Origin of the sequence: Niallia circulans, from assembly GCF_003726095.1 — a bacterium.
In the GTDB taxonomy this organism is placed as follows: domain Bacteria; phylum Bacillota; class Bacilli; order Bacillales; family Cytobacillaceae; genus Niallia; species Niallia circulans_A.
Genome location: NZ_CP026031.1, coordinates 1,931,418 through 1,944,153, shown reverse-complemented (window position 1 = coordinate 1,944,153; position 12,736 = coordinate 1,931,418). Strand labels below are relative to the sequence as shown.

Genomic DNA, 12,736 nt, shown 5'->3' with positions numbered 1-12,736 from the left:
CTCCGTTTATGTTCTTTCTACATCAACTAATTTTCTAAATGATACGTAATGAATTTGATCTTTCTCATCTTGAATGCGTAACTGGTTGTTTAAATAATCTATGTAAACAGTACGGCCAATCAAAGTATCTATGTATCCATTATTATATAGACTGTATTTAAGTAGCTGATTATATTCCATACCCTCGTGGATCAATACATCTATATCATTCAACTTATCTTCGTCAAGTTCAGGTTGTTCAATTTTATCTTGATTATTAATTTCATTTTTTACAGCAACTACATGTTCAGGCAGCATCATAGCAACCCATTTTTTCGTACCCCGGTCTTTTAACATATCCCCATCTCCTTTTCGATAGGATAATTATATAAGAACAATTGTTCGATTTCAATATTGTTTTCGAACGAACGTTCGTATATAATAATTAAAAAAAGGAGGTCTAACTGATGAAAGGTTTACTTAAAAGAGCTGTAGAAAGTAAAGAGGTTTTAGAAATGATTTATCAAAACAATAAAGGGGAATTCAGCCAACGTAGGATTCAGGTTATTAAAATGAGTGAAGAGTCCTTTAGTGCTTATTGCTTTACTCGTAAGCAGCAACGCACTTTTAAGATAAGCAACATTCTATCAGTTGGACCAGTTCGGAAAGTAAGGAGAGGTGCATAATTTTGATGTTAGTAAAACCTAAGAAAGTTAAAAAGCCATCAAGACCAAGCCGAGATAAATTTGAATTAGAGGAAATTGCTAATACTTTAATCGAAGCGTTAGAGGATAAGGCTGAACTTAGATTAACTGTGTGGAAGAGAGAAGATCCAGTCCGAGGGAAAGTAGTTAAAATGGATGGAAATACTAAACTCATACATATAGAGAAATTTGCCGAAACAATCAAAGTTCCATTTATAGATATTTTGCAAGTGAAGAAAGTATGAATAAAAGCCCAACTCATTTGAGAAGGGCTTTATTTTATCTTAATGTGATATCTGTAATTTTGTATCCGTCAACAAAATCATCGATAGAGTCACCGTATACTAAGCCTTCTTCCACAGTGAATTCAGCTTTTTTATAAAGCTTCTGTCCATCTTCATCTGCGATTTCCACATTGTAGAGAAGCGTGAAATTTTTACCATAACTTTTTCCATCCCAGTATTCGAATTCTTGGTCAGTATCTTTAATTATTTCATAATCTTTTCCTTCACTTATAAGAGATTCCACATATTTTCTTTCTTGGCTCCGATAATCATCATATGAACTGTATACTGGATTAGGATCATTGCCATAAAGCCTATCCCAATCTTCATAGGAATAACCTTCTAGTATTTTTTCTTCTGACGAATCCAGTGTTTTTAAATATTCATAATCAAATACATCAACAAATTCTTCTGATGAAAAGATATTTAAAAACTCATCTCCATTTTTTACAGCTTCCATATACGCTTCTGCTGTTTCCCTTGCTTTTTTTTCTTCACTGCTGCTACAGCCAGATAATACTAAAATCCCTAATAACACTGGCCATATAATTTTTCTCAAAGTTGTTCCCCCTTACTTTTGTTTATCTAATAATATCTTATAGTTAATGGTTATAAGATACTATTATTTCGACAAAAGTAGACAAAATGTCATGTTTGTTTTTTGATTATATTATTATACATAGGTATTGAATACTGGATTAGGTTATGTATTGATTCAGATATCTCCATTGATATTAAATGTATTGAAACAAATCGGAAGGGCTATATAATTGCTTGAAGAAGAATAGGGATGATGTGTAAATAATTAGTTATATTTACGTAACGCTACCAACTGGGTCTGGCAAGACAACAACACTCTACTCTCTCCTAAATGAAAATGCACATCTTTATCAGCGAAATGTGATTAGCTTAGAAGATCCCATTGAAAAAACGCAGGAAAACGTTTTGCAAATTCAAGTCAATGAGAAAGCTGGTATTACGTATTCCACTGGCTTAAAAGCAATTCTTCGCCATGATCCAGATATTATTATGGTTGGAGAAATCCGCGACAAAGAAACTGCTCATATTGCGATAAGGGCGAGCTTAACAGGTCATTTAGTATTGAGCACAATGCATACGAGAGATGCGAAAGGTGCGATTCATCGACTGTTAGAGTTTGGTATTAAAGAGACTGAGATTGAACAAACCTTAATCGCTATTACTGCTCAAAGACTAGTTGAAATGGTATGTCCTTTTTGTGATAAAGATTGTTCCCCTAACTGTTACCGTTTAGATAACCGCTTAAAAAGATCAACAGTGTTTGAAATGATTACAGGCAGGATGATTTCTGATATTCTCTATAACCGAACAGAAACTAAGAGAGCTAACTATAAATCACTAGGAGATATTATTTGTAAAGGGATTGCCCTAGGCTATATAAAGAAAGGAGAATATGAACGGTGGATTTATGATGAAAAATAATCATGCATGGTCTAATATAGAACAAGCGAAATTTTTAAAGTGTATTGGTGAGCTGCTGGATAGAGGCTATTCGATGGCAGAGGCAGTCCAGTCTTCTCGTTACTATATGCCCGATCGTCGAATGGAAGATATTAATGCATGTTACGGTTCTTTAAAAGGAGGAGAGTCGTTTTTTGAGAACCTAGTAAGATTCAATTTTGATTATCAAGTGATAAGTTTTGTTTACTTTGCTGAAAAGCATGGCGGATTTGCTAGTGCTTTTCAAGATGCAAGTAGAATGATTCAGAATAAGCAAGATACGATAAGAAAATTAAGAAAAATCCTTACCTATCCTCTTTTTCTTTTGTGTTTTACCTTCGTTTTATTTTTCTTTGTTCAAAGTATCCTCATCCCGAAGTTTAATTCTATCTTTTTAACGATGAATATTAACAAGAATTTCTTTCTCCTATTTCTCCAATTTATTGGTCACATTATTCCATTTCTTCTTGTTTTCTTATCCCTATGTTTTATTTCCGCGCTTCTCTACTATTATTTTTCTTTTCGAAAATTAGATGTTATCAAGCAAATAAATGCACTAGCGAGTATTCCGATGATTGGAATATTTGTTAGACGTTATTTTTCCTATCTACTATCCGTGCAGTTAAGTTATTTATTATCAAGTGGTTTTTCGATTTATGAGTGTATGCAATTTTTTCTTGAAAACAAGGAGCAAAAACTATATTCCCAAATAGGCGAAATCACTATTTCACAGTTAAAAAAAGGAGTGCGACTTGAACAAGCTTTTGCTTCCTTTGATTTTTTGGAAAAAGAGCTATTACAAATTATTCAGCACGGCCAGGAAAATGGAAAGCTTGATCAGGAATTCTATTATTTCGGAAACTATTGCTTAACACAAATAGAAGAAAATTTACAAAAAACATTAAAAGTCCTTCAACCTACATTGTATACAGCTGTTGGAATTCTAATAATTTCTATTTATTTATCTGTGTTAATGCCAATGTTTCAATTACTGGACGGCTTTTGAAAGGAGAAAAAAATGAAGAATGAGCAAGGATTTACCCTAATTGAAATGATGATTGTTTTGGTAGTTATTTCCATATTATTGATTATCACCATTCCCAATATAACCAAGCATAATTCCAAAATCAATAATACTGGGTGTGAAGCATTAACAAAGATGGTACAAGCAGAGGTTCAATCTTACTATATAGAGCATAAAGCGTATCCAGAGAATCTTGCTAAACTGGAAGAAGAAAATTATATAACAGCAGACCAAAAAAAATGTCCCAATGGCAAGGCGTTAATTATTAAAAATGGAGTAATTACTACCTCGGGATCAGACAGTCCATGATAAATAATCAAAGAGGTTTTACGTTAATGGAAATGTTTGTTGCCATGTCTTTACTAGTTGTTCTTTCCTCTCTATCCATATTCCTTGTTACTTCCCAACAAACTTCTCTTAATGAAACTCACTTCTTAACCCAATTGGAAGGTGATCTTTATTATGCTCAAGCGTATGCGCTAGAAAATCAAATGCCCATTCAAGTGAGGATATATCCAACTTTACATTATTACTACATGCGTGCTGATGCTAATACTGGGAATATTGTGGAACGTTATTATGCAGATGATATTATTTTTTCTACTAACGCGACACTTTCCTTTAACATTAATTCAAATGGTAATTTTTCGAAATTTGGCACTTATGAATTTAGAATTGGTAAACAACCCTATAAATTAACCGTTTTAATAGGGAAAGGACGATTTTATGCGACTAAATTGTAAAGGCTTTATGCTGCCGGATTATTTATTGTCCTTTACGATATGGTTGTTGATAGCGCTAACATGGATGCCGGTTTATGTCCATGTGCTAAAACAGCTAGAAGATTCCGAGCATAGTAAGCTAGTAAATGAATTATTTTATAACCATTTAATAGAGCTTAAATTAGGGGAAGTGGAAAGAGGAAATACGACTATTGAAAACGAAGGTACGAGCTACTCGATTGTCTGGGAAAAAGATAGTATTGTCTGTTTGCAATATAAAAATGTATTTCAAAAAAACAAAAAAATCTGTGAAGTGTGGAAAGAATGATTAAACGAATACTTCTTAATAATAAGGGCTATGTTTTGGCAGAAATGCTTCTTTCTTTTTTTATTTTCACGATTATACTTACTCTCCTGTTAACTCCTTTGCGACTTATGCTTGACAAGCACTTTTCGGAAAAAGAATTACAAGAAATGGAGTGGGAAGTGTTCATTCTTGAATTAAAAAAAGAAACAAAAATGTCACAAGGGATTTCTGTTTCAAACAATAAATTGGTGCTCTATGTGGATGGAAGGGTTGTTACTTATGAAAAATATGGCAGCAGCATTAGAAGGCGAGTAGATTCAACAGGGCATGAGGTAGCATTACAAGCTATTAACAAAGTAGAGTTTATTATGCAGAAGAACGGATTTCGAGTTAAGGTAGTAGACCGATTTGGTAGGGAAAAAGAGTCTAGTATAAGATCTTATCTTACATTTTTGGAGTGATCGGAATTGATCAAGAACAATAAAGGATTTATTTACCCATTATCTTTATGTGTATATATTCTTTTTATCCATTTTTTATTTATACTGTATGGAATTTATGTGAATAAGAAGGGGATAGATGCAGGAGTGAAAAATAGCAATATTCAAGAATATTATTTTCTATCTTCCTTAAAAGAAATTGAGCACGAACTCTCTACAAATGAACATCCTGACCTTTCAGGTACAAAGAATTTTTCACATGGTAATGTCTTTTATACAATGGAAAAAAATTCACGTATGACTGTTAAAATCGATTATCAATTAAAGATGCAAGGGGCGATAAAGCCGATTTATGCGATAAGTTACTTTGATATAGAGCAGAATAAAATGACGAAATGGGTTGAATGAATAAAAAACAAATGATAGGGCTATCCTAGTACAAATGCTAGAGTAGGTGATTAGATGAATACCAATGATTATGTGAAGTATTTAACCCAAACATTTGTCCAGTACATGGATCAGCCCAAAGAAGAAAGAAAAAAGTTAAAAGCGGAAAGAAAAGGACTGAAAGAACCTTTCATGTTGAGGTGGTTTGGGATTTTACCTTATTTAATTTTATTCAGTTTTAAGCGTAGAAAACTAAAAAAATAGTTTGGGAAAGGAGTAGATACTGCCTTTGACAGTAATTTACTCCTTTTTTAACTAAAGATGATCTTTACGAAACAGCTTCTGAAGCTAAATAAAAAAGTCCGCCATTAATAATCGAAATATTAATCTTTGGTTCGTACTGCTCCTGTAGAGCTAATCTTTCCGTCTCCAAGGTTTCTTGTCCTTCCTCCATGCCTTCCATATCTTCATAAAAATGCTCTAGCAAGTCTAAATCCTTTTTCCACCTTTTTTTTGCTTCATCTGCCCATGTATGATCTTCTGCTAATAAAGATTGCTTTATCATATTCTCAATTCTTGTTATCCCACTTATTGGCATGATTAAGGGAGAAAGTGTGAACGCATAATCAGGAATTTTGGCAGAAAGGTTCATTTTCTCTACTTTTGCTTGGAAATCTGTTGCGATTTGACCATTGATAAGCTGCAGTCCAATCGATTGAAATACATCTCGTTTTCTGTCACATTGATACGAAATTTTCACATTAAGTGCAAGCCATGGTTGTAAAGCGGTTTGCTGCTTTCCGTGTGTTATCTTATTTTCATATAAACGAATATACTTCGATAAGTTTTTTGCAGAAGCAAAAAGTTGATGAAGACGGGGAGACCCAAAGTGAATCAGTTCACCCTTCAAATCCTCTGGTGCCAGCTTTGGATCAGTAATGAGGGTAAGACTGGCAGGATTCGGAACACCACCAGTCTTTTCAAGATAATGCCAATAAAACGGTCGATTCATTAACTCCTTGTCCATTTCAATTGTTAATTGGACAATGAGATAACCAGGTTTATTCTCCACTATCTCACAATCATTTGCGATGAAAAATCGTTCAAGAAATTGATGAATTTCCTGCTGCTTCATACGGCTGATCCTCCTTCATACTTTGTGCGAATTCAATCATGCTTGTTAAATTATCCATTTTGATTTTCATTTCTCCTTCAGATTTAGAGTGGGAGAAAATATCAATCATATAATCATCCATATTGCCAAAATCCAATTTCGTCAAAATATCATCTAGCTCGCCAATAACTTTTTCAAAAAGATGGATTTTTTCATAAAGTAATTTTAAAATATGATCTTCCACTGTGTCTTTTACGGCAAAATTATAAATCTTCACATCTTCTTTTTGACCAAGTCGATGAATCCGGCCAATTCTTTGCTCCAATCTCATTGGATTCCATGGTAAATCAAAGTTTATAATATGATGACAAAATTGGAGGTTGATACCTTCACCGCCGGCCTCTGTGGCAATTAATACTTGTGCATGATTCTGGAAGAGATCTCGCATCCAATCCTTTTTGCCTCGTTTAAAGCCGCCGCGAAATGGAACAGATGTAATACCGTGCTGCTTCAAAAACCATTGTAAATAAAGTTGCGTAGCCCTATATTCGGTAAAGATGATTACTTTATCATTTATCTTCTTAATAAGCTCTAGTGCCTTGTTTGCCTTTGAGTTTTGCTGAACTGCTTCGACTTTTTTTATTAGTTCTTGTATTCTTTGTTGGAATTGTGGTGTTGGATTTTCCACTTTTCTCACCATGTTTTGCAGTGTATAATATACTGCTTCCCTGCTGGAGCATGCCTCTCTTTGTAATGTAATCATCGAAAAAGGACTGCGGGAATTTTCGATGTTGCTAGAAAGATTGGTTTCTGTTTTTAAATCTACCAGTCCTTCATACAATGCTCTTTCTTCTTTCGTAAATTCAATAGGAACGGCTTCAACAATTCTTTTGGTCCATTCAATCCCTGTATCATGGCGTCTGTTTCTGATCATGACTTTATTAACCAATGCTTTTAGATTTTCATCGTCATCAATGGAGCGAGCATCTTTTTTATATTTTTCATAGAAAGATGATTCACTTCCTAGATGACCTGGTTTTAATAAAGATACTAAATTAAAAATTTCGCTAATTCTATTTTGGATAGGGGTAGCTGTTAATAGCAAACAAAATTTCTTTTTTAAATTTTGGACAAACTCATAGTTTTTTGTTTTATTGTTTTTTAGTTTATGGGCCTCGTCAATAATCACCAAATCATAGTCCAGATTGTTTATAATATCACGATGAGGCTGTCTTTTTGCTGTATCAATAGAAGACACGACAATGTCGCATTGCTCCCAAACATAGCTTTTGCGCTGAACCATTGCAGGAATATAAAATTTGCTATTTAACTCATACGCCCATTGTGTGACTAGAGAGGCAGGAACTAAAATAAGCACTTTTTTTACTAAACCACGAATCATGTATTCTTTTAGTATCAATCCTGCTTCAATCGTTTTTCCAAGACCTACTTCATCTGCCAAAATAGCTTTTCCATTCATATCTTCTATTACTTTTTTCGCAACCTCCAGCTGGTGAGGTAATGGAGAAAGGTCTGATAGGTATTTAGGGGCTTGGAGACCTTCGAATTCTGGTATGATATTATGTTGTTCCACTTCTACTGCTAGCTTATATAGTTCCCAATTGGCCCATGGGCCATCATCTGAAATTCGCTTTAATAGCTGATTATTCCACGAATCATCAAAATTGATTTGGAGCGTCATCTTTATTCATCCTTTCTAATGTTTCCTTTGGTAAAGCTAAAATATTATGTATATAAGAATTAAAAAAAGAGAGCTAGTAAACATAAAAACTTATTGCCACCTTTTCATTCGGATGTTAGGATAAAAGGGTAAAAAAGTTTTTAATTTTGTCACAATTTATTTATATTGGGACAAAACATGAACATTAAATGAAAAATGATCAAATATTAATCGTATTTTGCTAAGTACATAAACAAACATTATTTCTGGTAGTATTTAGTATGACCAATGGAGAAAATTTTATGAATCGCGGATGAGAAATAGGGGAGAGACTACGTTCGTAGCGCCGAAGGAGCAAGCAATATTATTTGTGAATCTCTCAGGCAAAAGAACTCTATTTGGACGCAGCTCTGGAGAGTGCTTACAAGTACATGTGTAAGCCACCAAAGGGGACAGCCGACATTATATCGGTAAACTTTCAGGTGCAAGGACAGAGCCCTTACTTTTTTTAAAAGGGGGGTTTCTGTCTTTTTTTGTTGCCATTTTATGATATGCAATAAATGAGAATGTCTAATACATAGGGGAATGGAGTGTTGTTCATTGACTTTATTAAAGCAAACACCGTTATACGAGGTGTATAAACAGTATGGCGGAAAGACAATCGATTTCGGAGGCTGGGATTTACCTGTACAATTTTCTGGCATAAAACAGGAGCATGAGGCTGTTCGTACAAAAGCAGGCTTATTTGATGTTTCTCATATGGGGGAAATCGAGGTTAAAGGGAACGATAGTTTAGCTTTTCTGCAAAAAATTCTTACGAATGATATTGAAAAAATCAAAAATGGTGCTGCTCAATATTCAGCAATGTGCTATGAAAATGGTGGCACTGTGGATGATTTATTAACATATAAGCTAGCGGATAACCACTATTTATTAGTTGTAAATGCATCCAATATTGAAAAGGATTTCGAATGGTTACAAAAGCATGCAAGTGGGGATGTAATCTTAAGTAATTTATCAGAAGATTTTGCTCAATTAGCACTGCAAGGTCCATTAGCAGAAGAGGTTCTAAGGAAAATAAACCCTTCTATTGATTCTTCTATTAAATATTTTCACTTTCAGAACAAGGTGAATATAGCAGGTAAAGAAGTTCTTTTATCCCGTACTGGCTACACAGGTGAAGATGGATTTGAAATATATTGCCAAAGTGAAGATGCTATTGACTTATGGAGAGAAATTTTGACAACAGGAGAGCCGCTAGGTGTACTTCCTTGTGGGTTAGGTGCAAGGGATACGTTGCGCTTTGAAGCAACACTCGCCTTATATGGGCAAGAATTATCAGCAGATATCTCTCCTTTAGAAGCTGGAATTGGCTTTGCTGTTAAAGTAAATAAAGAAGCAGATTTTATTGGAAAAGCAGCTTTAACGAAGCAAAAAGAAGAAGGACTGATTAGAAAATTAGCCGGTATCGAAATGGTAGATAGAGGAATACCGAGACATGGCTATAAAGTATATGCAAATGGATTATGTATTGGGGAAGTAACTACTGGTACACAATCACCAACCTTAAAGAAAAACATTGGTCTTGCATTAATTCAAAGTGATTATACAGCAATAGATACAGAAGTAGAAGTAGAAATTAGAGGAAAGTATTTAAAGGCAAAAGTAACCAAAATTCCTTTTTATAAACGAAAGTAATTTTTAGGCTTTTTTCTACAAATAAATCAAATGGGCTAATGACTGGGGGAAAAACGAATGAAGCATCGTTATTTACCGATGACGGAACAGGATCAAAAGGAAATGCTAGCGGCAATAGGAGTAAGTTCAGTAGAAGATTTATTTTCAGATATACCAGAAAAAGTGCGTTTTCAAGGAAACTATTCGATTAAACGCGCAAAAAGTGAATCAGCTTTATTGAAAGAATTAACAAAACTTGCCCAAAAGAATGCTGATGCAAAAGCGAATGTTTCTTTTTTAGGTGCAGGAGTTTATGATCACTATTCGCCTGTTATTGTCGATCATGTTTTATCACGATCTGAATTTTATACAGCCTATACTCCATATCAACCAGAAATTTCTCAAGGGGAATTACAGGCTATTTTCGAATTTCAGACAATGATATGTGAACTGACGGGAATGGACGTAGCAAACTCTTCTATGTACGATGGAGCAACGGCATTAGCAGAAGCAGGAATGTTAAGTGCCGGTACGACGAAACGGAAGAAAATTCTTCTCTCAAGTGCTGTCCACCCTGAAGCAAAAGAAGTAGTGAAAACCTATGCAAAGGGACAGTATATTGAAGTTCAAGAAATTCCTCATAAAGACGGGATAACAGATATAGAGGCATTAGAGGATATGGTAGATGATACAGTTGCAGCTGTTATGATTCAATATCCGAACTTTTTTGGAAGAGTTGAGCCGCTTAAGGACTTAGAAGCAATTATTCATGCCCATAAATCATTATTTGTTGTATCTAGTAATCCATTAGCTTTAGGGGCGTTGACACCACCAGGAAATTTTCAGGCAGATATTGTCGTGGGGGATGCGCAACCTTTTGGAATTCCAATGGGCTTTGGAGGTCCGCACTGTGGTTATTTTGCGGTAACGTCAAAATTAATGCGTAAAGTGCCTGGGCGTTTAGTGGGGCAAACTGTAGATGACAATGGTCAAAGAGGTTTTGTGTTAACTCTGCAGGCGCGAGAACAACATATTCGCCGTGACAAGGCAACTTCTAATATATGCTCGAACCAAGCACTTAATGCATTAGCTGCTTCCGTTGCTATGACCGCACTTGGAAAACATGGCGTGAAGGAAATGGCGATTGCTAATATCCAGAAAGCCCATTATGCTAAAACCAAATTAAAAGAAGCAGGATTTGAAATAGTGTATGAGGGACCATCCTTTAATGAGTTTATTATTAAATGTAATTCCTCTATTTCGGCAGTAAACCGAGCGTTATTAGAAAAAGGTATGATTGGTGGCTATGATTTAGGAAGAGACTTCAAACAATTAGAAAATCATATGCTCATTGCCGTAACCGAATTGCGTACAAAAGAAGAAATAGATGAATTCGTTGCAGAAATGGAGGATTATCATGTCTAATAAAAATCAACCTCTTATCTTTGAAAGCAGTACACCAGGCAGAATTGGCTATAGTTTGCCAGAAATGGATATTCCAGCAGCAGATCTTACGGAATTGCTGCCGAATGATTATATAAGAGAAGAAAATCCAGAACTACCAGAGGTCTCTGAATTAGATATTATGCGTCATTATACTGCATTATCCAAACGAAATCATGGCTTGGATTCTGGTTTTTACCCATTAGGTTCTTGTACGATGAAATATAATCCAAAAATAAATGAAAATGTGGCAAGATTTAATGGGTTTGCCCATATTCATCCGCTCCAAGAAGTGTCAGCTGTACAAGGGGCTCTTGAGTTAATGTATGATTTACAACAGCATCTCGTCGAAATCACAGGGATGGATGAAGTAACCTTGCAGCCGGCTGCAGGTGCACATGGCGAATGGACGGGTTTAATGCTGATTAGAGCATACCATGAAGCCAATGGAGATATGCATCGTACAAAGGTAATTGTTCCCGATTCTGCGCATGGAACCAATCCTGCTTCGGCAACTGTTGCTGGCTTAGAAACAATAACGGTTAAATCTAACGAACATGGACTTGTTGATCTAGAGGATTTAAAACGAGTAGTAGGAGAAGATACTGCAGCATTAATGTTAACAAATCCTAATACTTTAGGTCTATTTGAAGAAAATATTCTAGAAATGGCGGAAATAGTCCATAATGCCGGTGGGAAATTATATTATGATGGCGCTAATTTAAACGCTGTTCTTTCTAAAGCCAGACCTGGAGATATGGGCTTTGATGTTGTTCATTTAAATTTGCATAAGACATTTACAGGACCACATGGCGGCGGTGGACCGGGTTCAGGACCGGTAGGAGTGAAAGCTGATTTAATTCCATTCTTGCCAAAGCCAGTATTGACTAAAGTAGGGGAAGAATTTGTATTAGATTACAATAGACCTCAATCGATCGGCAGAGTTAAGCCATTTTATGGTAATTTTGGGATTAATGTCCGTGCTTACACTTATATCCGTTCTATGGGACCAGATGGCTTAAAAGCGGTCACAGAAAATGCTGTATTAAATGCAAACTACATGATGCGTCGTTTGGCTGAATATTACGATTTACCATTTGATCGTCATTGTAAACATGAATTTGTATTAAGCGGAAGACGACAAAAGAAGCTAGGTGTCAGAACACTTGATATAGCCAAAAGGCTTCTGGATTTTGGCTATCATCCACCTACTATCTATTTTCCGCTTAATGTAGAGGAGTGTATAATGATTGAGCCGACTGAGACCGAGTCAAAAGAGACATTAGACAGCTTTATCGATGCAATGATCCAAATTGCAAAAGAGGCAGAAGAAACACCGGAAATCGTTCAGGAGGCTCCACATACAACGGTGATCGGTCGCTTGGACGAAACATTAGCAGCGAGAAAACCTGTTTTACGCTATACAAAGTAATTCGTCTGGGTGCTATGATTTAAGTAATAAAAAAGCTGATGTCCAAGTAAATTGGCATCAGCT

The 12,736-nt window shown here is 35.3% G+C and carries 16 protein-coding genes, 1 pseudogene and 2 riboswitches; of the genes and pseudogenes, 13 read left to right on the top strand and 4 right to left on the bottom strand.

Annotated features, from left to right (window positions below; genetic code table 11):
- Positions 1–6: 6 nt before the first annotated feature.
- Positions 7–336: a YolD-like family protein gene (locus C2I06_RS09395; RefSeq protein ID WP_123257933.1), complete on the bottom strand. Its 330-nt coding sequence runs from the start codon at positions 334–336 to the stop codon at positions 7–9.
- A 110-nt stretch (positions 337–446) separates the two neighbouring features.
- Here C2I06_RS09395 and C2I06_RS09390 point away from each other — a divergent pair, with 110 nt between their 5' ends.
- Complete coding sequence (locus tag C2I06_RS09390; protein ID WP_123257932.1) at positions 447–665, top strand: WYL domain-containing protein; 219 nt, start codon at positions 447–449, stop codon at positions 663–665.
- 5 nt (positions 666–670) lie between these two features.
- The gene (locus C2I06_RS09385) at positions 671–928 is read left to right on the top strand and encodes a YolD-like family protein (protein ID WP_123259140.1); all 258 of its coding nucleotides are present in this window, start codon (positions 671–673) and stop codon (positions 926–928) included.
- Between the two features lie 34 nt (positions 929–962).
- Here C2I06_RS09385 and C2I06_RS09380 read toward each other — a convergent pair whose 3' ends face one another.
- Entirely contained in the window at positions 963–1,526 is a 564-nt protein-coding gene (locus C2I06_RS09380; protein ID WP_123257931.1) for a hypothetical protein, read from the bottom strand.
- Positions 1,527–1,780: 254 nt separating this feature from the next.
- Here C2I06_RS09380 and C2I06_RS09375 point away from each other — a divergent pair.
- From C2I06_RS09375 to C2I06_RS09340, 8 genes and pseudogenes are all read left to right on the top strand, one after another.
- Positions 1,781–2,428: pseudogene (locus C2I06_RS09375) on the top strand (ATPase, T2SS/T4P/T4SS family); the annotation flags it as partial.
- Entirely contained in the window at positions 2,418–3,452 is a 1,035-nt protein-coding gene (gene comGB / locus C2I06_RS09370; protein WP_164463654.1) for a competence type IV pilus assembly protein ComGB, read from the top strand. The pseudogene C2I06_RS09375 and the gene comGB, both read left to right, overlap by 11 nt.
- A gap of 12 nt (positions 3,453–3,464) precedes the next feature.
- A complete protein-coding gene (gene comGC / locus C2I06_RS09365; RefSeq protein ID WP_095332771.1) occupies positions 3,465–3,779 on the top strand; it encodes a competence type IV pilus major pilin ComGC in 315 nt (104 codons plus the stop codon).
- Positions 3,776–4,213 (top strand): competence type IV pilus minor pilin ComGD, encoded by a 438-nt coding sequence (gene comGD / locus C2I06_RS09360; protein WP_095332773.1) that lies wholly within the window; start codon positions 3,776–3,778, stop codon positions 4,211–4,213. The genes comGC and comGD overlap by 4 nt, the downstream gene beginning before the upstream one ends.
- Positions 4,197–4,520: a hypothetical protein gene (locus C2I06_RS09355; RefSeq protein WP_095332775.1), complete on the top strand. Its 324-nt coding sequence runs from the start codon at positions 4,197–4,199 to the stop codon at positions 4,518–4,520. The genes comGD and C2I06_RS09355 overlap by 17 nt, the downstream gene beginning before the upstream one ends.
- Complete coding sequence (gene comGF, locus C2I06_RS09350) at positions 4,517–4,960, top strand: competence type IV pilus minor pilin ComGF (RefSeq protein ID WP_235850334.1); 444 nt, start codon at positions 4,517–4,519, stop codon at positions 4,958–4,960. Before C2I06_RS09355 ends, comGF begins: the two co-directional genes overlap by 4 nt.
- Before the next feature lie 6 nt (positions 4,961–4,966).
- On the top strand, positions 4,967–5,347 hold the full coding sequence (gene comGG, locus C2I06_RS09345) for a competence type IV pilus minor pilin ComGG (protein ID WP_123257929.1): 381 nt from the start codon (positions 4,967–4,969) through the stop codon (positions 5,345–5,347).
- A gap of 54 nt (positions 5,348–5,401) precedes the next feature.
- Positions 5,402–5,590, top strand: coding sequence for a YqzE family protein (locus C2I06_RS09340; RefSeq protein WP_095332779.1), 189 nt, complete (start codon positions 5,402–5,404; stop codon positions 5,588–5,590).
- A gap of 64 nt (positions 5,591–5,654) precedes the next feature.
- Here C2I06_RS09340 and C2I06_RS09335 read toward each other — a convergent pair whose 3' ends face one another.
- Together C2I06_RS09335 and C2I06_RS09330 are read right to left on the bottom strand one after the other, a co-directional pair.
- Positions 5,655–6,461: a YqhG family protein gene (locus tag C2I06_RS09335; RefSeq protein ID WP_123257928.1), complete on the bottom strand. Its 807-nt coding sequence runs from the start codon at positions 6,459–6,461 to the stop codon at positions 5,655–5,657.
- A complete protein-coding gene (locus C2I06_RS09330) occupies positions 6,430–8,142 on the bottom strand; it encodes a DEAD/DEAH box helicase (RefSeq protein ID WP_095332783.1) in 1,713 nt (570 codons plus the stop codon). The genes C2I06_RS09335 and C2I06_RS09330 overlap by 32 nt, the downstream gene beginning before the upstream one ends.
- Positions 8,143–8,434: 292 nt before the next feature.
- Positions 8,435–8,526, top strand: a riboswitch (glycine riboswitch).
- Between the two features lie 2 nt (positions 8,527–8,528).
- Positions 8,529–8,618: riboswitch (glycine riboswitch) on the top strand.
- Between the two features lie 103 nt (positions 8,619–8,721).
- On the opposite strand from C2I06_RS09330, the gene gcvT reads away from it, so the two are divergent.
- From gcvT to gcvPB, 3 genes are read left to right on the top strand one after another with little or no spacing between them, the layout of a single operon-like run.
- Complete coding sequence (gcvT, locus tag C2I06_RS09325) at positions 8,722–9,819, top strand: glycine cleavage system aminomethyltransferase GcvT (protein ID WP_123257927.1); 1,098 nt, start codon at positions 8,722–8,724, stop codon at positions 9,817–9,819.
- A 57-nt stretch (positions 9,820–9,876) separates the two neighbouring features.
- Entirely contained in the window at positions 9,877–11,223 is a 1,347-nt protein-coding gene (gene gcvPA, locus C2I06_RS09320) for an aminomethyl-transferring glycine dehydrogenase subunit GcvPA (RefSeq protein WP_095332787.1), read from the top strand.
- Entirely contained in the window at positions 11,216–12,673 is a 1,458-nt protein-coding gene (gene gcvPB, locus C2I06_RS09315; protein WP_095332789.1) for an aminomethyl-transferring glycine dehydrogenase subunit GcvPB, read from the top strand. Before gcvPA ends, gcvPB begins: the two co-directional genes overlap by 8 nt.
- Positions 12,674–12,736 lie beyond the last annotated feature (63 nt).